16 protein-coding genes are annotated in these 21,655 nt (G+C 74.3%); 10 read left to right on the top strand and 6 right to left on the bottom strand.

The genetic code is table 11. The features are described from left to right. Positions 1–6 precede the first annotated feature (6 nt). Positions 7–4,296, bottom strand: a complete 4,290-nt coding sequence (locus ACIRFL_RS27930) for an HAD-IC family P-type ATPase (RefSeq protein ID WP_404033728.1) — start codon at positions 4,294–4,296, stop codon at positions 7–9. A 24-nt stretch (positions 4,297–4,320) separates the two neighbouring features. Further along, positions 4,321–4,842 carry a hypothetical protein gene (locus ACIRFL_RS27925; RefSeq protein WP_404033726.1) on the bottom strand — a complete coding sequence of 174 codons (522 nt, stop codon included), beginning with the start codon at positions 4,840–4,842 and terminating at the stop codon, positions 4,321–4,323. Positions 4,843–4,959: 117 nt separating this feature from the next. Between ACIRFL_RS27925 and ACIRFL_RS27920 the strand changes: the two genes are divergently transcribed. Then, positions 4,960–5,757 carry a nucleotidyltransferase domain-containing protein gene (locus ACIRFL_RS27920; RefSeq protein ID WP_404033724.1) on the top strand — a complete coding sequence of 266 codons (798 nt, stop codon included), beginning with the start codon at positions 4,960–4,962 and terminating at the stop codon, positions 5,755–5,757. A gap of 11 nt (positions 5,758–5,768) precedes the next feature. Here the strand turns inward: ACIRFL_RS27920 and ACIRFL_RS27915 are convergent, their stop codons facing one another. The 4 genes from ACIRFL_RS27915 to ACIRFL_RS27900 form a co-directional block, all read right to left on the bottom strand. After that, on the bottom strand, positions 5,769–6,746 hold the full coding sequence (locus ACIRFL_RS27915) for a LysR family transcriptional regulator (protein WP_404033722.1): 978 nt from the start codon (positions 6,744–6,746) through the stop codon (positions 5,769–5,771). Positions 6,747–6,885: 139 nt separating this feature from the next. Beyond that, a complete protein-coding gene (locus ACIRFL_RS27910; protein ID WP_404033720.1) occupies positions 6,886–8,310 on the bottom strand; it encodes an aldehyde dehydrogenase (NADP(+)) in 1,425 nt (474 codons plus the stop codon). A 17-nt stretch (positions 8,311–8,327) separates the two neighbouring features. After that, positions 8,328–9,026, bottom strand: a complete 699-nt coding sequence (locus tag ACIRFL_RS27905; RefSeq protein ID WP_404033718.1) for a GntR family transcriptional regulator — start codon at positions 9,024–9,026, stop codon at positions 8,328–8,330. A gap of 73 nt (positions 9,027–9,099) precedes the next feature. Next, on the bottom strand, positions 9,100–9,987 hold the full coding sequence (locus ACIRFL_RS27900) for a dihydrodipicolinate synthase family protein (RefSeq protein WP_404033716.1): 888 nt from the start codon (positions 9,985–9,987) through the stop codon (positions 9,100–9,102). A 177-nt stretch (positions 9,988–10,164) separates the two neighbouring features. On the opposite strand from ACIRFL_RS27900, the gene ACIRFL_RS27895 reads away from it, so the two are divergent. The 9 genes from ACIRFL_RS27895 to ACIRFL_RS27855 all read left to right on the top strand — a co-directional run bounded on the left by ACIRFL_RS27895 (position 10,165) and on the right by ACIRFL_RS27855 (position 21,627). Further along, entirely contained in the window at positions 10,165–11,511 is a 1,347-nt protein-coding gene (locus ACIRFL_RS27895) for an MFS transporter (protein WP_404033714.1), read from the top strand. Beyond that, positions 11,508–12,515 (top strand): dihydroxyacetone kinase subunit DhaK, encoded by a 1,008-nt coding sequence (locus ACIRFL_RS27890; protein WP_404033712.1) that lies wholly within the window; start codon positions 11,508–11,510, stop codon positions 12,513–12,515. The genes ACIRFL_RS27895 and ACIRFL_RS27890 overlap by 4 nt, the downstream gene beginning before the upstream one ends. After that, on the top strand, positions 12,512–13,186 hold the full coding sequence (dhaL, locus tag ACIRFL_RS27885; RefSeq protein ID WP_404033710.1) for a dihydroxyacetone kinase subunit DhaL: 675 nt from the start codon (positions 12,512–12,514) through the stop codon (positions 13,184–13,186). The genes ACIRFL_RS27890 and dhaL overlap by 4 nt, the downstream gene beginning before the upstream one ends. Before the next feature lie 547 nt (positions 13,187–13,733). Next, the gene (locus ACIRFL_RS27880) at positions 13,734–15,305 is read left to right on the top strand and encodes an ABC transporter substrate-binding protein (RefSeq protein WP_404033708.1); all 1,572 of its coding nucleotides are present in this window, start codon (positions 13,734–13,736) and stop codon (positions 15,303–15,305) included. Positions 15,306–15,307: 2 nt separating this feature from the next. Continuing rightward, a complete protein-coding gene (locus ACIRFL_RS27875; protein ID WP_404033706.1) occupies positions 15,308–16,264 on the top strand; it encodes an ABC transporter permease in 957 nt (318 codons plus the stop codon). Beyond that, positions 16,261–17,157, top strand: a complete 897-nt coding sequence (locus tag ACIRFL_RS27870; protein WP_404033704.1) for an ABC transporter permease — start codon at positions 16,261–16,263, stop codon at positions 17,155–17,157. The genes ACIRFL_RS27875 and ACIRFL_RS27870 overlap by 4 nt, the downstream gene beginning before the upstream one ends. Beyond that, positions 17,154–18,965 carry a dipeptide ABC transporter ATP-binding protein gene (locus ACIRFL_RS27865; RefSeq protein WP_404033702.1) on the top strand — a complete coding sequence of 604 codons (1,812 nt, stop codon included), beginning with the start codon at positions 17,154–17,156 and terminating at the stop codon, positions 18,963–18,965. The genes ACIRFL_RS27870 and ACIRFL_RS27865 overlap by 4 nt, the downstream gene beginning before the upstream one ends. Beyond that, positions 18,962–20,965, top strand: coding sequence for a CocE/NonD family hydrolase (locus ACIRFL_RS27860; RefSeq protein ID WP_404033700.1), 2,004 nt, complete (start codon positions 18,962–18,964; stop codon positions 20,963–20,965). The genes ACIRFL_RS27865 and ACIRFL_RS27860 overlap by 4 nt, the downstream gene beginning before the upstream one ends. Beyond that, entirely contained in the window at positions 20,962–21,627 is a 666-nt protein-coding gene (locus ACIRFL_RS27855) for a TetR/AcrR family transcriptional regulator (RefSeq protein ID WP_404033698.1), read from the top strand. The genes ACIRFL_RS27860 and ACIRFL_RS27855 overlap by 4 nt, the downstream gene beginning before the upstream one ends. The last annotated feature ends 28 nt before the right edge of the window (positions 21,628–21,655 follow it).

The raw sequence follows: 21,655 nt of genomic DNA, 5'->3' as shown, positions 1-21,655 counted from the left end.
GCCGGGCTATGCGGCCAGTAGGCGTCCGACGGTCTTCTCCAGGCGGGGCAGGGCGCGCTGTCCCATCAGGGCCAGCGCGATCGACGCCGCCACACCGAGCCAGGCGACGGGGCCGAGCGGGGTGCAGCCGAAGAAGCGGCTGACGCCCGGGGTCTGCACCAGCGCCGCGAGCACCACGGCCGAGCCGAGCGAGGTGAACCGGACCAGGCGGCTGTCGCGGCGGTCCAGCAGGGTCTGGGCGAGCTGCGCGCCGACGACGCCGCACAGGGCCATCGTGCTGGAGCGGCGGGCCGTGCCGGGCGTCCAGCGGCCGATCAGCCAGGCCGTGACGGCGCCCAGACACGTGGTGAGCGCCCGGTGGCGGATCTGCGTGAGCAGCGGGGCGCCGAGCACGGCCGACGCCGCTTCCGGGGAGTCCACGGCCCGCGCCTGCGACGGCTCTTCGGGCTCCTTGCGCGTGACCGCGACCGCCATCGCCGGGAACAGGTCGGTGAACAGGTTCACCAGCAGCATCTGGCGGGTGGACAGCGGCGCCCTGCCCGACAGCAGCGTGCCGACCAGCCCGAATCCGATCTCCCCCGCGTTGCCGCCGATCAGGATGGCGATCGCGTCGGCGACGCTGCGCCACAGGGCGCGGCCCTCGCGCACCGCGTCGATCAGGACCGTCAGGTCGTCGTCCGTGAGGACCAGGTCGGCGGCGTTGCGCGCCGCCGACGACCCCCGGGCGTTGATGCCGACACCGACGTCGGCCGCGCGGATCGCCGCCGCGTCGTTCGCGCCGTCCCCGACCATGCCCACCACGCGGCCGGCGTCCCGCAGCGCCTCGACGACCTTGAGTTTCTGCTCCGGGGCCACCCGCGCCACCACGGTGGTGTCGCGCAGCATGCGGGCCCTGGCCGAACGGTCGGCCGCCGCCAGCTCGCTGCCGGTGATGACGGCGGTGTCCTCGGGCCAGCCCAGCGCGAGCGCGATCGACTGCGCGGTCTGCGGATGGTCGCCGGTGAGCATCACCGGTCGTACGCCGGCCTCGCGCAGGCCGCGCACGAGCGTCTGGGACGTGTCGCGCGGGGTGTCCGCAAGCCCCAGCAGACCGGTGAACTCCAGGTCGCCGAGGTCCTGTTCCAGCACGTCCTCGGGGTCCTCGTCCGCGCTCAGCCGGCGCCTGGCCACCGCCAGGATCCGCAGTCCGTCCCCGGCGAGGGTCCGCGCCGCCTCGGAGATGCGCTCGGGCAGCCCGGCGCAGGCGGGCAGGACGGTCTCCGGGGCGCCCTTGACCACCAGCAGGAGCGGGCCCTGACCGGCCCGGCCGACCGCGGCGGCGTATCCGCGGGCGGCCTCGAACTGCCTCCCCTCCGACTGCGTCCAGTGCGGGTCGGGTCCGGTGGCGTCGAGCACCGCCTCGTCCGTGGCGTGCACCGGCCGGTCCGAGCCGCCGTTGAGGCGGGGACAGGCCCGGGCGGCGACGCGCAGCGTGTCGGCCGCGGCCGGGTCGCCCACCGGGTGCACCGTGCCGTCGTGGTCGGTCGCCTTCGCCAGCCGCAGCCGGTTCTCGGTGAGGGTGCCGGTCTTGTCGAAGCAGATGGTGTCCATGCGGCCGAGCGCTTCCAGGGCCCGTGTCGTGCGTACCAGCACACCGCCGCGGCTCAGCCGCCGGGCCGCCGCCAACTGTGCCACCGTGGCCACCAGCGGCAGACCCTCGGGCACGGCCGCCACCGCGACGGCGACCCCGCCGCTGACCGCCTCCCGGATGGACGTGCCCCTCAGCAGCGCGAGGCCGGTGATCGCGGCTCCGCCCGCGAACGTCAACGGCAGCGCCCCGGCGGTCAGCTCGCGCAGCCTGCCCTGTACACCGGCGGCCGGCGGGGTGCGGGCGGCGAGCCGCACCGCACGGGATGCCTCGGTGCGTTCGCCGGTGTCCACCACCACGGCACGGGCGTGCCCGACCGTCACGGTCGTGCCCTCGAACACCATGGAGCGCCGGTCGGCGACCGCGGCGTGCGGGGTCGGCTCGGTCTGCTTCTCCACCGGCAGTGACTCCCCGGTCAGCGCCGACTCGTCGACCTCCAGGCCGTCCTCCCACAGCAGCCGGGCGTCGGCGGGCACGACGTCGTCGGTCTGCAACTCGATGACGTCTCCCGGTTCCAGGTCGGCGGCGTCCACGGTGTGCGGCTTGGCCCGCACGCTCGGGGCGAGCCGCGCGGTCCGCTTCTGCTGGGCGAGCAGCCCGGACACGGCGCGTTCGGCGCGCAGCCGCTCGATGCCGCCGACGAGCGCGTTCAGGTCCAGGGCGCCGAGGACGAGCAGGGCGTCCACGACCGAACCGAGGATCGCGGAGGCGGCCGAACCGACGGCCAGCACGGGGGTGAGGGGGTCGTTCAGTTCGTCGCGTACGGCCTTGGCGAGACGCACCGTCCACCAGGCGGGGGTGAGAAGGGCGGTGTGCGACGCGGCCTGTGCCGCCCGGTGGGCCTGGGCGGACGCCTGGTCCAACGGGCCGTGTTCCGCGGCCGGCCGGTGCTCCAGCCGGTCCAGGGCCTCGTCCGCCTCCATCTCGTGCCAGTGCACCCGCGGTCGTGGGACGGGCGGGCGGGCCGCGGCGACGCCGAGCGCCGCGCGGGCGGCGGTCAGCAGGGCGGTGGCCGCCGCGAGGTCGACGGGGGCGTGCCGCAGTCCCGGCAGCGCGGACCGCCGTCCCCGGCCGCCCTTCGACCCGCCGACGGCCACCAGCAGTCCGGACAGCGCGGCGCCCGAGCGGGCCAGGGTCTGCGCCCGGCCGCCGACGCGCCGGGCCGCCGGTATCGCGGTCAACACCCGCCACACGTCGGACAGTCCGTGCAGGGCGAGCAGGTCCGCACCCCATACGACGGCGCCGCCCGCGTCGGTGAGGGCGCAGGCGATGTCCCCGGCGAGCAGTCCGTCCAGCACGACGTGGCTGTCGCGGGAGCGGATCCGGGCGACGGTGATGACGGCGCCCGCGTCGTCGCCGAGCCCGTGCACCACGTCGTCCAGCGGTCGCCGTGCGTCCACGACCTGGTCGGCGAGGCCGGTGAAGTCCTCCAGCGCGGGGTCGTCCACGAGGACGACATGCAGTTTGGCCCGGCGTGCCGCGTCCAGCACGGGTTCCGCCCACGGGTCGGCCTCTCCCCGTTCGGTGCGCAGCGCGCTCGGATGCAGCACGAGCGTGCCCGCCATCTCCAGCTCCCGCAGCCGCTCCGGCTCGCGGGCGAGGATTCCCGACCGGGCGAGCGCGGCGCCGAGCAGGGCGTGGAAGGCGGCGGGACCGTAGCGTGCGGCCTTCGGCGATCCCGAGAGCACCGCCTCGGCCGCCTCGGCGACATCATGCTTGACCAGCAGGGTCGCCGCCGCTCCGAGCACGCTGCCGAGCGAGGCGTGGGTGGCGTAGTGCTGGGCCGGGGAGCCGCGCAGGGCGGGGCGCGGGGAGCCGCGGTCGGCGATGCTGATGCGGTCGGGTCCGCTGAGCTTGTCGTGGTGCGTGTCGAAGAAGGCCGCCCGGGAGACGGTGTCCGCGAGCTGGCAGGCGCGCAGCGCTCCGTCGAGCAGCAGCGAGGCGGGGGTCTGCCCGGCCCCGTGCGCGATGGCGTTCGCACAGGTCAGCGTCATGTCCATGCCGAAGTGGCCGATCCGGGACCGCAGCAGGGCGCGAAAGCGCGGATTCTCCCGCAGCAGCGTCACGACGGCGGTGACCACGCGGGGCGACGGCGGCAGCCGCAGGAAGTACGCCGTGATCGCCGCGCTCGTACCCAGTGCGTCGGCCGCGAGCAGGGCCGCCGCCGCGCGCACCCCGGCCGGGTCGGCCGGATGCGTGGTGTCCTCGGGGCCGCCGTCGGCCGGGACGAGCCCGCAGCGGTCCGCCAGCCGCAGCGCGTGCTCGACGACGTCGTCGCCGACCGCCTCCTCGGTGCCCGCCACCACCAGGCGGCCCAGACCGTCGTCCCAGTAGGCGACGAGCACATCCGGGTGCCGGCTCACCTCCTCGGCCAGCCGGCGGGCGAGCCGGCGGGTCCGCTCGGCCGACTGGCGCGGGTCCGCGGGCCGCAGCGCGAGATGGGCCCGCGCGCCGGCGCGCCACTGGGCAGCCGACCCGGGCAGGGCGCTGCGCGCGACCCGGGCGACCCGCACCGCGCCGTCCATGCCCCGCACCCCGGCCCGGGCCGTGCCGGCGATCGCCCCGGCGGCGATTCCGGCCGCGGGCACGGCAGCCCGTGCCAGCAGCCGCGGCGCCGTGGGCAGTGCCCGGACGGCGGCCGACGGGACGGTCAGCAACCCCAGAACCATCGCGCATCACTCCCTGGGTGCGGCTCAGCGGGTGGTGCGTCCTCGCTTCGCCGTCGTCGTACGGCCGCTCGAACCGCTCGTCGTCGTACGCGTGCTCGTGCCGCTCTTGGCGGTCGTGCCCCGCGGGGCCGCGGGCGCGGTCTTCTTCTGTGCCGGTGCCGACTTCTTCGGTGCCGGTGTCGGTGCCGGTGCCCGGCGGCCGGTGCTCGCTCGCTGCGGAGCGGCGGCGGCCGTCGTCGGCGCCGCCGAGCCCGTGACGGCGCCGGTCGTCGCCCTGCCCGCGGCTTCCTTGGGGCGCGCCTGGGTGAGCCAGACGACCGCCGCGCCGGTGAGGGCGACGGGCCACTCGACCGCGCCGACCGCCCCGAGCACCCCGGCGCCGGTGTAGACGACCAGCCGCCGTCCACGGGGCGAGACGGATTCGACCTTGTCCAGTATGCCTTCGCCGGCCCTGGTCAGCGCCTCGGCGCCGGGCACCTTGCGCACCGCCGAGGCCGCTGAGCGCAGGGGCGCCACCGCGCCCGAAGGCGACTTCTGCTCGGCCATGACCGCTCCTTGCCTGCGCTGGTATCACTTGCGTCTGTCCGAGTGCCCCGAAACACGCACCCCTCCCACCTCGCGCGAAGGTCGTTTCCACCGGGTGCCGCCGTGGATACTGGCCGAGTGATCCCTCAGCTCGAACAGTCGCCGGCCGTCCCCGCCGAGGTGCACGACTACCTGGAGGAACTGGTCCGCCGCACCAGCGCGGTGTGCGGGCCCGCCCTGGTGAGCGTCGTCGGCGTCGGCTCCCTGGCGCTCGGCGACTACCGGCACGGGCGCAGCGACATCGACGTCACCGTCGTGGTCGACCCGGCGCCGCCGCGGCCCGTGCTGCGCGACCTGGCCCGCACCCTGTCCCACCCGGGACTGCGCTGCCCCGCGGCCGGGCTCGAACTGGTCGTCTACGCGGCGGACTTCGCCGCCCGGCCGTCCGGCGCGGCCGGGTATCTGCTGGACCTCAACACCGGCGCGCTGCTGCCGGACCGGGCAGGCTTCGACGCCCGCTCCCCGTCGTTCTGGTACGTCATCGACCGTTCCGTCGCCCACCAGTGCGGTGTCCCGCTGTACGGCCGGCCCCCGCGGGAGGCGATCGCCGCGCCGCGCCCTCGCGAACTGCTCACCGCGATCCGCGCCTCCCTGCGCGAGCACAGCGACGGCGAGGGACACCTCGCGGACAACCGCGTCCTCAACGGCTGCCGCTCGGTGGTGTTCTGCCGCACCGGCCGCTGGCGGGCCAAGCGTGCCGCGGCACGCGAGATCGCCGCGGCCGAGCCGGACTTCCGGCCGCTCGTCGAGGCCGCGGTACGCAGTTTCGAGCGCCCGCGCGCAGCCGCCGAGCCCCTTCACGGCGCAGCGGTGCGGGCCTTCTTGGCCTGGGCGCGCGACCGCGTCGACGAGAGCGCACGGGCGGCCGGGAGCTGAGGGACCCCGCGTCAGCGGGCCGGCGGGCGTTCCCGGTCGCCCGCCGGCCACGGGGTGCGGCGCCGGGCCCAGTCGGGCGTCCAGACGTCGACTCCCGTGTACTCAGGGCGCAGCGCGGCGAAGTGGTCGCGCAGCGTGCCGAGTGCGGGGTGCGGGTTGCCGGTGTGCCACAGCAGGGAGTGCGGGTAGACCGGCGTGGGCCGGTGCAGCGGGATGCGCCGCAGGTCGTGGCCGACGGGCCAGACCAGCGGGGTCCGCTCGCTGAGGAAGGTCGCCAGCGTCGAGGACGCGGCGATGGTGTCGAGCAGGGCCTCGACGCCGAAGTTGGGTCCGACCGTGTCGATGGTGCAGCCGAAGGCGGCGGCCAGTTCGTCGTAGTAGGCGGTCCACTCGGTTCCCGGGGCGTTGCCGGGCATCCACACACGCTGCCCCGCCAGTTGCGCGGGGGTCACGGCGCCGGCGGTCGCGAACACGTGGTCGGGGCCGGTGAACAGCTGGAGCGGTTCGTCGTAGACGGGTACGGCCTCGATGCCGTCGGGCAGTTTGAGCCCCGGCATGGCGACGGCGCGGAAGGTGGCGTCCACGGCGCCGGAGCGCAGGGCCGCGACGGCGGTGTCCGCGTCGAAGAGGGTCACCACGTCGAGGGCGATCTCGGGGTGCGCCCGGTGGAAGTCGCGCAGATGGCCCGCGAGCGAGAGCCGGCGCCCGATGACGTCGACGCGCAGCGCCCGCCGGCCGGGACACACGGCGGCGACGGCCCGGTCCCGGGCCGTCAGGAGATCGCGGGCGTGCGGCAGGAAGACCTGCCCGTCGATGGTCAGCCGGGCACCCTGCGCCGTGCGGGTGAACAGCCGCACACCGAGGTCCTTCTCCAGCGCGGCGACACGCTTGGAGACGGCCTGTTGCGTCAGGGACAGGTCGACGGCCGCCCGCTGGAACTGCCCTGACTCCGCGACCGCGACAAAGGTGCGTACGGCGTTGAGATCCACGCGGCCACCCTAACCGCACAACATCCGGTTGTGCGGCGCCGGTCCGATGGTCCACGACTCTCGACGGAGCCGACGGATCACCGCGCGATCACACAACTCCTCGTTGTCACCCGTCAGGGGCGGCGCGGCACAACCTGCCCTACTGGTCGCGGAGTTCGGGCGGCAGGGCGGGGGCGGGCACGTTCTGGTAGGCCACAGGGCGCCGGAACCGGTCGATCGCCGCCGTACCGACGGACGTCGTGGTCGGCGCGGTCGAGGCCGGCCAAGGGCCGCCGTGCTGCTGGGCGTCGCTGACGGTGACCCCGGTCGGCCACTCGTTCCAGATGACGCGTCCGGCGTGCTCGGCGAGCAGGTCCAGCATCCGCCGCCCGTCGTCGTCCAGGGCGGCGCCGCCCTGGACCGTGCCGGTCAGGGTGCCCTCGAAGCCGGCGAGCGCGGCCTCGACGTCGGCCAGGGCGCCGTACTCGACGAGGAGCGAGGCGGGCCCGAACACCTCCGTGGCGATGAGCGAGGGGTCGGCCAGGACGGCGTCGGTGGTGGTGCGCAGCAAGGCGACGTCCGGGTTCCCGTCGGCTCCGGGCGCGCGCAGCGCCACGGTGACCCCCTCGCGTGCGGCGAGGCCGTCGAGCGCGGCCGTGTAGCCGGCGCCGATGTGCTCGTTCAGCATCGGTCCCGCGCCGAGCGACGGCAGCGCCGCGACGAAGGCGTCGGCGTCGGGGACGAACACGACACCCGGCTGTGTGCAGAACTGGCCGGAGCCGAGGGTGCAGGACGCGGCGAACCCGGCGGCGATGTCCGCGGGCCGTTCGGCCCAGCCCGCCGGGGTGACGACGACCGGGTTGGTGGAGCCGAGTTCGCCGTAGAAGGGGATCGGGTCGGGCCGGCCGGCCGCCAGGTCGAACAGGTGCCGTCCGCCGCGCGTGGAACCGGTGAAGCCGACCGCCTTGATCCGGCGGTCCCGTACGGCGTCGGCGCCCGTCCGTTCGCCCTCGACGAGCTGGAGCAGGTGGTCCGGGGCGCCCGCGGACCCGAGCGCGTCGGCGGCGACGGCCGCGGTGAGCCGGGACAGCTCCGGATGTCCGGGATGCGCCTTGACGACGACGGGGCAGCCCGCCGCGAGGGCGCTGACGGTGTCCCCGCCCATGACGCTGAAGGCGAAGGGGAAGTTGCTCGAGGCGAAGACCAGGACGGGGCCCAGCGGGACCATGGTGCGCCGCAGGTCGGGGCGGGCGCCCATCGGCCAGTCGGCGTCCGCGTGGTCGACGCGTACGTCGTCCAGGGCGCCGGCGGTCAGCCGCTCGGCGAACAGGCGGCACTGGAAGGTGGTGCGGCGCAGCTCTCCCGACAGCCGGGCCTCGGGCAGGTGCGACTCGCGGCGCGCGACGGGGACCAGACGTTCCGCGGCGGCGTCGAGCGCGTCGGCGGCGGCGGTCAGCCAGCGCGCGCGGTCGGCGGGCCGGGACCTGCGGGCCGCCTTCGCGGCGGACGCGGCCCCGGCCAGCACGGCATCGAGCGGTTCGGCGGGGGACAGGGCGGGGGTGGTACGGGGTGCGGTGGTGCTCACGATGGGCCTCGGAAGGGTCAGGTGACGATGTCGTGGGAGGCCATGTCGGCCAGCGTCCACTCCTCGACTTCGGTCAGGTGGATCGCGGCGGCCTCCTGGGCGGCGGCGATGTCACGGGCGGCCATGGCGTCCAGGATCTCCAGGTGCCGCCGGGTCGATCCGGCGAGGCGGTGCGGGCCGGTGGCACCGAGGACGCGCAGCCAGTACACGAAGGGTTCGACCGACTCGCGGGCCGCGATCAGCCGGCTGTTGCCGGTGCTGGCGATGATCTCGCGGTGGATGCGGGTGTCGCTGGCGAAGAACGGCTCGTAGTCGCCCCGCTCGGCCGCCCGGATGGCGGCGACGGCCTCGTCGCGCAGGTCGGCGATCTGCTCCAGCGGCATGGCCTCGGCGGCCACTCCGGTGGCCAGCCACTCGAGACCCTTGCGCAGTTGGCACACCTCGTGCACGTCGTTGCGGGTCGGCCGGGTGACGAAGGTGCCCGAGCGCGGCCGGGTCTCGACGAGCCGGTCGTGCTCCAGGCGTTGCAGGGTGTCGCGCACCGGGGTGCGGGAGACGCCGAACTCGGTCGCGACGGCCTGCGGGTCGAGCCGGGAGCCCGGGGCGTAGACGCCGGTGGTGATCCGCTCGCACAGGATCGAGTAGAGCTGCTCGGAGATCGACTCCACGACGAGCGGGGTGGTGCCGCGGCGGCTGTGGACGGACGGGGTGGCCATGATCGCCCTTCTTCTCCGACGGTCGCTGCGGCGCCGGTTTCCCGGTGGGGTCCCGGCGCCGTGGATACAGCATCTAATCGATCAGGTTAGCCGCTTGCAGGGCGGTCCTGATGCGCTCGCGTTCGGCCTCGGTGGCGGGCCGGAACGGGCGGCGCGGCAGACCGGGGTTGCGGCCCTGCAGTTCGAGCGCGGCCTTGAGCGTGGCGGGCAGGTTGGGCGCGTCGATGGCCCGCCAGACGGTGAGGATGCGCTCGTGCAGTTCGAGGGCCCTGGCGTGGTCGCCCGCCTGCACCGCGTCCCACAGTTCGACGCTCAGCCGGGGGGTGACGGTGGGGATCGCGGCGAGGGCACCGTGGGCGCCCATGACGAACGCGGGGTAGTGCAGGTCGTCCAGCGCGGCGAGCACGGTGAACCGGTCGCGCAAGCGGTGCAGGAGATCGGCGAGCAGATGGATGTCGCCGCCCGACTGCTTGACGGCCACGACCTGCGGGACGTCGCGCAGCATCTCGATGGTGTCCACGGGCACCAGCGCCCACGGCACGACGTTGTAGAGGACGATCGGCAGGTCGGTGGCCTCGCCGATCTCGCGGTAGTGCGCGACCGTCTCCTCGGGGGACGGGGCGAACACATAGTGCACGGGGGTGACCTGGAGGGCGTCGACCCCGGCCGCCTTCAGCGCGAGCGAGTAGCGCTTGGCCTGTGCCGTGCTGTTCTGGATGACGCCGCCGATGACCGGAACACGCCCTGCGACCTCGTCGACGACGGTGGCGCAGATCGCCGCGCTCTCCTCCAGGGACAGCGTCTGGCCCTCGCCGGTGCTGCCGCAGGCGCAGATCGCGGTGACGCCCTGGTCCAGGAGGTACTTCACCTCGCCGCGCAGCAGGTCGAGGTCGACCTCGTCGTTCGCGTCGAACGGCGTGACGACGGTCGAGATCATGCCGCCGAGCCGGATGTCCTTCACGTTGGTCTCCCGGGTATTGCCGCGCCCTCAGCGCGGATGTAATGTCTGATGCATCAGATGTTAACACGCGGTCCCTCGTCAGGAGAACCGTCGCTTTCAGGACACGGCCGGTGCCCGTGCAGCATGAAGGGACCGAACCGACCGTGTCGTCCGAGCCGCCATCGCAATGGAGCGAGCATGCCCCAACCGCCCGCCACGCCCGACGCCCGGGCGTCCCTGCGTAAAGTCGTCACCGCCAGCGCCCTCGGCACCACCGTCGAGTACTACGACTTCACCCTCTACGCGACCACCGCGGCACTGGTCTTCGACAAGGTGTTCTTCCCCGACGCCTCGCCCCTGGTGGGCACCCTCGCCGCCTTCGCCACCTACTTCGTCGGCTACGCCGCCCGCCCGCTCGGCGGCATCCTCTTCGGCCACTTCGGCGACCGCCTCGGACGCAAGAACGTCCTCATCATCACCATGCTCATGATGGGGCTGGGCACCTTCGCGATCGGCCTGCTGCCCTCCTACGACAGCATCGGCATCGCCGCCCCGATCCTGCTCGTCGCCATCCGGCTGCTCCAGGGCCTCGGCATGGGCGGCGAGTACGGCGGCGGAGTGCTCATGGCGCTGGAGTACAGCCCGCGCTCCCGCCAGGGCTTCTTCACCTCACTGGTGCACATCGGCACCCCCGCGGGCGTGCTCATACCGGTGGGCCTGGTCACCGTCCTCGACAACGCGTTGCCGTCCGGCTCGTACGACTCCTGGGCCTGGCGGCTGCCCTTCCTCGCCAGCATCCTGCTGGTCGGCGTCGGCATCTGGATGCGCCTGAACGTCACCGAGAGCCCCGAGTTCGTCAAGATGCGCGAGGACCGCGAGGTGCAGAGCCTGCCCGTGCGCCAGGTGCTGACCCGGCGGCCCGCGACGGTCCTGTTCTCCGTCCTCGCCAAGGTCGCCGAAAGCGGCCTGTTCAACATCTACTACGTGGTGGCCATCACCTACGTCACCACGGAACTCGACCTGCCGAAGAGCCCCGTGCTGCTCGCCGTGCTGATCGCCTGCGCCGTCGAGTGCTGCACCCTGCCGTACTTCGGCGCGCTCTCGGACCGCATCGGCCGGCGCAAGGTGTACATCGCCGGTGCCCTCTTCCAGGCGATCCTGGCCGTGCCGTTCTTCCTGCTGCTGCAGACCGGCCAGTTCTGGGCCTACGTGTTGGGTATGACCCTCGGACTCGGCTTCGGGCACGGCGCCATGTACGGCGCTCAAGGTGCCCTCTTCTCCAACCTCTATCCGGTCAACGTCCGCTACACGGGGCTGTCGGTCACCCAGCAGATCGGCGCCACCCTCGGCGGCGGGCTCTCCCCGCTCATCGGCACCGCCCTGCTGTCCGCGGCCGGCGGACACTGGGCCTGGCTGATCGTCTACTGCGTGGGCGTCGCCGTCGTCTCCGCGCTGGCCACCACCCGGCTGGGGGCCGGCGAGGCGCCCGCCCCCACGTCCGGCGCACCGGCCCCGCACCTCCCCGAAAGGACCCAGGTCTCGTGAACAGCCTGTTCCTGCCCGAGCAGCACCCCGTGGAGCAGGCCCTGCGCGGCCTGACCCTGGCCCACCCCGACCTGCTGCACCTCACCGAGGACCCGCTGTACGTCACCACCCGCGACCGCCATCCCGGGCGGCGCGTGGGCATCGTCTCCGGCGGCGGCTCCGGCCACGAGCCCCTGCACACCGGATTCGTCGGCCGCGGCATGCTGGACGCCGCCGCCCCCGGCCGGATCTTCGCCTCGCCGCACAACCGGCAGGTGTACGAGGCGTCCCGGGCCGTCGCCGGCCCGGACGGTGTGCTGCACGTCGTGAAGAACTACACCGGCGACCGCATCAACTTCGGCATCGCCGCCGAACGGCTGCGCGCCGACGGCATCCCCGTGCGCCGCGTCCTCGTCGACGACGACCTCGCCACCGACAGCGCCGAGACCGCCACCGGCCGCCGCGGCACCGGCGCCACCGTCATCGTGGAAAAGCTCCTCGGCGGTGCCGCCGACCGCGGCCTCGGCCTCGACGAACTCGCCGGTCTCGGCGCCGAGTTCGCCGCGGCCTCGCGCAGCCTCGCGGTCGCCGCGCGCGCCCAGACCTCCCCGTCCCGCGGCGGCGAGGCGTTCGCACTGCCCGACGGCACGCTGGAATACGGCGTCGGCATCCACGGCGAACGCGCCGCCGCCACCCTGGAACACCCCGGCTTCGAAGAACTCGTCGACCGCATGACCCAGCAGGTACTCGACGCGCTGCCGACGGCCACCGGCCGGGTCCTGCTGCTGGTCAACGGGCTCGGCGCGACCACGCTGCTGGAGTTGCACGCCGTCCACGCACGGGTGGCCGAACTGCTGGACAAACGCGGCCTGAGCGTGGCCGGCCGGCTCGTCGGGACCTTCGTCCCGGCCCTGGACATGAGCGGCTTCTCCGTCACGGTGACCGCCCTGCGCGAGGACTGGACCGCCTTCTGGCACGCACCGGCCCGCACGCCCGCCTTCCCCGCACTGGAGACGATCCGTTGACCATCGACCGGCATCTCGTCCTGCGCACCTACGCGCAGGCGGCCCACACCGCGCACGACACCCTCACCGCCCTCGACCAGCTCTCCGGCGACGGCGACTTCGGCGACAACCTCCGCGAAGGGCTCGACCGGGTCGTCTCGGCCCTGGCGGCCCGGCCCGCCGAACCGCCGTTCGCGGTGGCCGCCGAGGTCTTCCTGAACGAGGTCGGCGGCACCAGCGGCCCCCTGCTCGGGCTGCTGTTCCAGGAGATCGCGGGCGCCCTCGCCGCCGGGGACGACCGCGCGGCCTGGGCCCGCGGGGTACGCGAGGGACTCGCCGCGATCCAGCGGGTCGGGGAGGCGGAGCCCGGGGACCGCACCATGGTGGACGCCCTGGTCCCGGCGCGGGACGCCCTGGAGGCGGGCAAGGACCTGCGGGACGTCGCCCTCGCCGCGCTCGCGGGCGCCCGGGCCACGGCCGCGCTGCGGGCCCGGCGCGGACGCGCCTCCTACGTCGGTGAACGCGCCGTCGGCTCGGCCGACCCCGGCGCCATGGGGGTCGCCCTGCTGTTCTGGTCCCTGGCCCGGGCACAGGACCGGTCACCGGGCGAACTGACGGACTTCCTCGGGACCACGCACGAGCCGGGCCAGGACCCGGCGCCCGACCGTAAGACCCCCGCACACCAGGGCTGACCCCGGGCGCCGGGGCTGCCCCGCGCCAAGGCGCGGGGCGGCCCCGGCCCCCACTCCACGAGCAACACCCTGAGCGCCGACTCCGAGTGACGTCCGATCACGGCAGACGTGGCCCGGGCGTCCCCCGCGACGAGCACGTCCACGACGCCGCGGCGCTTGGCGCCGGTGCCGGCATCGAGCGCAAGGGCCGGCCGACCGCGCACCGCACCCACCCAGGGGCGCGGGGAACTGCGCGCTCAACCCCTACGTACCCGCACATACCCACCCTCCGCACCCACCCAGGGGCGCGGGGAACCGCGCGCCCAGCCGCAACGCACCAGCACATACCCATGAACTCCCCGCCTCCGCCGCCCTGTTGCCCTCCAGGCTGATCATCCTGGTACCGCCGGGCGTGCCACCGGCCCCCGCGCGGCCCGCGTAACGGCTTGGTTTCCGAGGTTAATTTTCCCGCCCGACGGGTTGGCCGGGCGGCCCCCCGCTCATTATCGTTCGGCAACCTCACTCAATCGTTCCGCTGAACGAATAGTCGAAAAGGGGCGGTCGGTCCATGCCCGACATCCATGACCCACGACGGCGCTCCGTCCTCGCCGGCGCCGCCGCGCTCGGCACGTCGTGGCTGCTGTCCGGCTGCACGGGAGCCTCGGCCGCCCCGGTGCCGCCCGCCGGCGACCGGCAGGACGCCCCCGACAGCGGCGGCACCCTGCGCATCGCACGGCCCCCCGCCTCCGACGCCGAGACGCTGGACCCGGCCGGCGCCCTGTCGGCGTACGAATACCTGGGCGCGCTGTACAACCGGCTGATCAGGGTCGGCGCCGACGGGGCGCTCGCCGCCGACCTCGCCGAGTCGTGGGAGCCCGACGCCAAGGCCCGCACCTGGACGTTCCGGCTGCGCAAGGGCGTCACCTTCCACGACGGGCGCGCCTTCACCTCGGCCGACGCCGCCTACACCCTGCGGCACATCCTGGACGAGGCGACCGCGTCCCCGCAGGCGGCCGTCCTCGCCCCGCTCATCGACCCGGCCGCGCTGCGCACGCCCGACGCGCACACCCTCGTGGCACCGCTGAAGACCCCCAACGCCGAGTTCCCGAGCCTGCTCACGCACTACAACTGCTACGTCATCCCGGACGGCGGCGCCCGCGCCGCCGGGCGCACCGGCATCGGCACCGGCCCGTTCAAGCTGGAGTCGTTCACCCCCGCGGGACCCGGGCGCGTCGTCGCCTTCGAGGACCACTGGGCGGGCCGCCCCGTCCTCGACGCCATCGCCTTCTACTCCGTCGCCGACATGTCGGCCCGCTCCAACGCGCTGCTGGCCGGCCAGGTCGACCTGCTGTCCCAGACCAACCTGGACTTCGCCACGGCGCGCGTCGTCGCCGCCTCCGACCGGGCCACCGTCGCCCGCGTCAAGGACGCCCAGTGGTACGTGCTGCCGATGCTCACCACCGAGAAACCGTTCACCGACGTCCGTGTCCGGCAGGCGATGAAACTGGCCTACGACCCCGACCACGTCGTCAAGGTGGCGCTGCAGGGCGCGGGCACGGCGGGCTGGGACAACCCGGTGCCGCCCAGCGACCCCGCCCACCGTGCCGAGCACCCCGCGCACGACCCGGAACAGGCCCGCCACCTGCTGAAGAAGGCCGGGCACGAAGGGCTCGCCGTCGAGCTGTACACCTCCGCGTACGACCCGCTCTTCACCCCCATGGCCCTCGCCTACCAGGACTCGGCCAGACGAGCCGGCATCCGGGTCAAGGTGAAGACGGCGGCGGCGGACTCGTACTACACGCAGATCTGGATGAAGAAGCCGCTGATGGCCACCTACTGGTTCACCGGCCGGCCCGTCGACCAGCTCTTCACCCAGATCTTCCGCGGCGGCTCCGCCTACAACGAGACCGCGTGGTCCGACGCCGCCTTCGACGCCCTGCTCGACCGGGCCCGCGCCGAGACCGACGACGCCAGGCGCCGCGACCTGTACGGCGAGGCGCAGACCATGGTGATCGACCGGGGCGGGGCGATCACCCCGATGTTCGCCGACCGGCTCGTCGGCATCTCCCGCGCGGTGCGCGGCTACGCCGAACACGGCTTCGAGTTCGACTACCTGGGCATCGGCCTGAAGGGAGCCTGAACATGCTCGCGTTCCTCGCCCGGCGCGTCTTCGCCGCCGTGGGCACCCTGTTCCTCTCCTCCGTGCTCGTCTTCCTCGCCGTGCAGGCCCTGCCCGGCGATGTCGCCGGGCAGATCCTCGGCAAGGACGCCACCCCCGACGCGGTGGCCGCCCTGCGCACCGGACTCGGCCTGGACCGGCCCGCCTGGGAACGCTACCTCGACTGGATGGGGGGCGCCCTGCACGGCGACTTCGGCACCTCGCTCGTCTCCCAGCGGCCCGTCGGCGGCGAGGTCGCCGCCCACCTCGGCAACTCCGCGCTGATCGCGGGCGTCACCGTCCTCTTCGCGGTGACCGGCTCCCTCGTGCTCGGCGTCGTCGCGGGCCTGTACCGGGACCGCTGGCCCGACCACCTCATCTCCACCGTCAGCCTGGTCGGCATGAGCGTGCCCGAATTCGTCGTCGCCACCGTGCTGGTGCTGTGCTTCTCCATCGCCCTGCCCTGGTTCCCGGCCGTGGTGCTCTACGGCCCCGACGCGAGCGTCGGCCAACTCCTGCCCGCGGTGTGGCTGCCCGCCCTCGCGCTCGCCGTGGTGATGGCCGCGTACATCGTCCGGATGGCCCGCACCTCCGTGATCGACGTGATGGCGAGCGAGTACGTGACCACGGCCCGCCTCAAGGGCCTGTCCTCCTGGCGGGTGGTCACCCGGCACGCGCTGCCCAGCGCCCTGCTGCCCACCCTGCACGTCATCGCGCTCAACGTGGCCTGGCTGGTCGGCGGCGTCGCCGTCGTCGAGAACGTCTTCAACTACCCCGGCATCGGCAAGCTGATGCTGTCCTCCGTGCAGAACCGCGACCTGCCCGTCATCCAGGCCGTCGCCCTCGTCAGCGCCGTCGTCTACACCCTGTGCAACCTCGCCGCCGACCTCGGCGCCATGGCCCTCGACCCCAAGCTGCGCACCCGTGGGAGGACCCGATGACCACCCTCGACACACCGGCGCCCGCCGCACCCGCGACCGCCGCCGCCCGCGCGGTCCGCGCCTGGCACACCCTGCGCTCCTCACGCACCGCCGTCATCGGCCTCGCCGTCGTCGCCGTCCACGTCCTGATCGCCCTGCTCGCCCCGCTCCTGACCTCCTACGACCCGGTAGCGAGCGACGCGGGGCAGGCGCTGCTCGGCCCGGGCGGGCACCACTGGGCGGGCACCGACCAGTACGGGCGCGACGTGCTGACCCGGGTGCTGCACGGCGGCCGCTACGCGCTCGGCGTGTCGGCCGCCGCGACCGTGCTCACCGTCGCCCTCGGCACGGTCATCGGCTGTGCGGCGGCCCTGCGCGGCGGCTGGTTCGACGACCTGCTCGGCCGGGTGCTGGACGCCGTCCTGTCGGTGCCGTCGATCCTCGCCCTGCTCGTCGTCGTCACCGCGCTGGGCACCGGCCCCGCGGTCATCGTCCTCGCCGTCGCCGTCGTCTACGTCCCCCAGGTCGTCCGCGTGATCCGCGGCGCCGCGCTCGCCGTCGTACCCGCCGACTACGTCACCGCGGCCCGCGCCCGCGGCGAGGGAACCTGGTCGATCCTGCGCCGCGAGGTCCTGCCGAACATCGTCGACGTGGTCTGCGTGGAGTTCGCCATGCGGGCCTCCTGGGTGGTGCTGCTGATCTCCTCGCTGTCCTTCCTCGGCTTCGGCGCCGCGCCGCCGACCCCCGACTGGGGGCTCATGGTCGCCGAGAACCGCACCGCCATCACCGTCGTCCCGCTGGCGAGCCTGGCGCCGATCATCGCCCTGGCCACCCTCGTCGTCGGGCTCAACCTCGCCGCCGACGGCCTGTCCAAGGCATGGGGCGTCGACCGGATCAGAAAGGGCACCCGATGACCTCGACCGTCTCCGCCGCGCCGCCCGCCGACCGGGCCACCGCCCCCGTCGTCCGCGTCCGCGCCCTCTCGGTCGCCTACCGCGCGGACGGCCGGGACATACCCGTCGCCCACGAGGTGTCCTTCGAGGTCGCCCCCGGGCGTACCCTCGCCCTGGTCGGCGAGTCCGGCAGCGGCAAGTCGACCGTGGCCGCCACCCTGCTGGGGCATCTGCGGCACGGCTCACGGATCACCGGCGGCTCGGTGACCGTGGCCGGATCGGACGTCTTCGCCCTGCCCGCCCGGCAGTTGCGGCGGCTGCGCGCCGGCACCGTCGCCCTGGTCGCACAGAACGCCGGCCACGCCCTGACCCCGACCATGCGCATCGGCCGGCAGATCGCCGAGGCCGGCGGCGACGTGCCCGTGACCGAACTGCTCGACCAGGTGCGGCTGCCCCGCCCCGCCGAACTCGCCCGCCGCTACCCGCACGAACTCTCCGGCGGCCAGCAGCAACGCGTCGCCATCGCCATGGCCATCGCCGCCCGCCCCAAGGTCCTCGTCCTGGACGAACCCACCACCGGCCTGGACGTCGTCACCCAGCGCGGCGTCCTCGACCTGATCGGCGCCCTGCGCGACGAACTCGGCCTGGCCGCCGTACTGGTCAGCCACGACCTCGGCGTCGTCGCCCACACCGCCGACGAGGTGACCGTGCTGCGCTCCGGCCGCGTCGTCGAGTCGGCACCCACCCGCCGGCTGTTCGCCGCGCCCCGCGATCCCTACACCCGCCGTCTGCTGGCCAGCGTGCCGCGCCTCGACGACACCGGGCTCGCGCGGGCCGGCGAGGACGGCGAACGGGAGGTGCGGCAGAGGAGCGCCGTGCCCGCCGACGCCCCGGTCGCCGTCACCGCACGGGACGTCACCATCGACTACGGCACGACCCGCGCCGTGCACGGCGTCTCCTTCGACGTGCGGCGCGGCGAAGTCCTCGCCCTGGTCGGCGAGTCCGGCAGCGGCAAGTCCACCCTCGCCTGGGCGCTCGCCGGACTGCGCACCCCGTCCGGCGGCACCATGACCCACCCGGCCGGCGACCTCGCCCGCCCCGCCCGCGACCGACCGCGCGAACTGCGCCGCCGGGTCCAGCTCGTCTTCCAGAACGCCGACACCTCCCTCAACCCGCGCCGCTCGGTCGGCGACGCGATCCGCCACCCGCTGCGCCTGTTCGGCACGGCCGCCCACCGCGCCGAGGCCGCGGACCGCGCCAGGACCCTCATCGCCGACGTACGCCTCGACCCGGCCCTGGCCGACCGGCTGCCCGCCCAGCTCTCCGGCGGCCAGCGCCAGCGCATCGGCATCGCCCGCGCCCTCGCCGGCCGCCCCGACGTGCTGATCGCCGACGAGATCACCACCGCCCTCGACGTCTCCGTACAGGCCGACGTGCTGCGCCTGCTGGACGACCTGCGCCGAGAACACGAGCTGGCCTGCCTGTTCATCAGCCACGACCTGGCCGTCGTACGGGGCATCGCCGACCGGGTCCTCGTACTGCGGCACGGCGTGGTGGTCGAGGAAGGGCCCACCGAGGCCGTGTTCGCCGCCCCCGGCCACCCCTACACGCGTCAGCTGATGGCCGCAGCCCTCGAACCCGACCCGGACGCCCGGCCGCGCGCCGGCCGCACACCGGACGCGGCCCCGGACTGGAAGGACGCCGCCGCACCGGACGACGCGTGGACGGACCTGGGCGACTGGCACCGGGTGCGCCCCTGGCACCCGGTGACCCCAGAACCCCACGAAGCGGCCGCCGCCGCGGCCGAGGAAACGGAAGGAGCCGCGTGAAGTACCGCGCACACTTCGAGCGCCGGGTCGTGAGCGAGGACCTGTGGATCCCCACCCGGGAAGGCACCCGGCTGCACGCCCGCGTCTGGCGGCCCGCCGACGCCGAACGCGACCCCGTGCCCGCGCTCCTGGAATACCTGCCCTACCGCAAGAGCGACTGGACCGCGCCCCGCGACGCCCAGCGCCACCCCTGGTACGCGGGTCACGGCTACGCCTCCGTACGCGTCGACATCCGCGGCCACGGCGACAGCGAGGGCACGCCGGGCGACGAGTACGACGCCCGGGAACTCGCCGACGGCGTGGACGTCGTGGAATGGCTGGCCGCCCAGCCCTGGTGCACCGGCCGCGTCGGCATGTTCGGCATCTCCTGGGGCGGCTTCAACGCCCTGCAGATCGCGGCCCTGGCCCCCGAGCCGCTGAAGGCGATCGTCACCGTCTGCTCCACCGACGACCGCTACGACAACGACGTGCACTACACCGGCGGCGCCGTCCTCGGCATCGACATGGCCGCCTGGGCCGGCACCATGCTCGCCTTCGCGTCCCGGCCGCCGGACCCGGCCGTGGTCGGCGCCGAGAGGTGGCTGCCGATGTGGCGCGAACGCCTCGACGCCCTCGAACCGCTGCTGCACACCTGGCTCGCCCACCAGGAACGCGACGCCTACTGGCGGCACGGCAGCGTCTGCGAGGACTACGGCGCCATCGACGCCGCGGTCCTCGCCGTCGGCGGCTGGCACGACCCCTACCGGGACACGGTGCTGCGGCTGGTGGAGCACCTGCCGCACGACCGGGTCCGCGGCCTGATCGGCCCCTGGTCGCACCAGTACCCGGACCGGGAACTGCCGCCCGGCCCCGCCATCGGCTTCCTCCAGGAGACCCTGCGCTGGTGGGACCAGCACCTGAAGGACCGGGACACCGGGGTGATGGCCGAACCGCTGCTGCGGACCTGGATCAACGACCCGGTACCGCCCGCCACGACCTACGACGTGATGCCGGGCCGCTGGGTCGGCGACGACGCCTGGCCGTCGCCGAGGGTCACCTGGCACGCCCGCCCGCTCGGAGCGGACACCGCGCCCGTCACCGTCCGCTCCCCGCTGCACACCGGCGTGGACGCCGGCCGGTTCTTCCCGTTCGGCAACGCGGGCGATCTGCCGCCCGACCAGCGCGAGGAGGACGGGCGTTCGGTCTGCTTCGACACGGCGCCGCTGGACGAACGCGTGGAGATCCTGGGCCGCCCGCGGGTCCGGCTCCGCCTCGACAGCGCCATGCCGCGCGCCCATGTCGTCGTCCGGCTGTGCGACGTCGCCCCCGACGGCTCCTCCACCCTCGTCACCCGCGGCGTGCTCAACCTGCTCAGCCGCAACGGCCGGGACCGCGCCGACGACTGGAATCCGGGAACGCACGAGGACGTCGAGATCGAACTCACCGGCATCGGCTACGCGTTCCCGCCCGGCCACTGTATCCGGGTCGCCGTCAGCGACGCGTACTGGCCCTGGGTATGGCCGCACGGCGAACGCGGCGAGCTGACCGTGCTCCCCGCCCGCAGCAGCCTGCTGCTGCCGGTGCGCGCCGTGGGGCAGGAGCCGCCGATCCGGTTCGAGGAACCCGAGCAGGCACCGCCGCTGCCCGTGACCCACGACCGGCCGGCCGTACGGCGCCCCGAACGCCTCGTCACCCGGGACGTGGCGGCGGGGGAGTGGACCCTCCAGGTCGATCCGGACTACGGCGGCTCGCGGACCTATCCGGACGGCCTGAAGTACGAGGAGAGCGCCCGCGAGACCTACCGGATCCGCGAGACGGACCCGCTGTCCGCCCGTGCCGTCTCCGAGTGGACGATCCGGCTCACCCGCGGCGAGGATTGGCGGGCCGAGGTGGTCGCCCGGACCGGACTGCGGGCCACGGCCACCGAGTTCATCATGGACAGCCACATCGAGGCACGGGCGAACGGAGAGACAGTGGCCAAGCGCGCCTGGCACCACACCACCTTGCGGACGTCCGGATGACGGCGGCCAGGACCCCGCGCCGTGCCGTGGCCGCCGCCGACCGCACCCGGCAGCCCACCGAGGTGCGCCGCCGCCTCATCGTCGAGGCGGCCGTCCCGCTGATCGCCGAACGCGGCTACGGGTCGGTGGGTGTCCGGGACGTGGCGGCCGCGGCCGGGGTGTCCGTCGGCACCGTCACCTACCACTTCGGCAGCGTCCAGGAAATCCTCTCCGAGGCGATGGTCCTGCACATCGAGGGCTACTACGCGGCTCTCAGCCGGGCCGCCGAGGCCGCGACCAGCGGAGCGGAGGCGCTGCGGCTGCTGGTGGACGCCCTGTTCACCGAGGACACCGACCGCCACTGGCGGATGTGGTTCGAGTACTGGAACGCCGGCGAGCAGGACCGCGACCAGCCGTTCGCCCGCGGGCAGGCGGACCGCTACCGGGACTGGCACGAGCAGATCCGGGCCCTGGCCGCACGCGCCGTCGCCGACGGCGACGCGGACTGCGCCGACATCGACGGTTTCACGGTTCGCTTCGCCGCCCTCGCCGACGGGCTCGCCCTCCAACGGCTGCGGCAGGCACCGCCGTTGACCACTCAGGACGCCCGCCGCCATCTGAACCGGCTGATCGAGACGGAGCTGGCACCGCGCCACCCGCGCCCGGCCGTGCCCGGCGACTGACCGCGCCCACGCCGGAGTAGGCGGAGCC

Origin of the sequence: Streptomyces sp. NPDC102462, assembly GCF_044765425.1 — a bacterium.
Taxonomy (GTDB): Bacteria; Actinomycetota; Actinomycetes; order Streptomycetales; family Streptomycetaceae; genus Streptomyces.
Note: the sequence above shows the minus strand (reverse complement) of the source record. Positions and strands in the feature narration are given on the sequence as shown.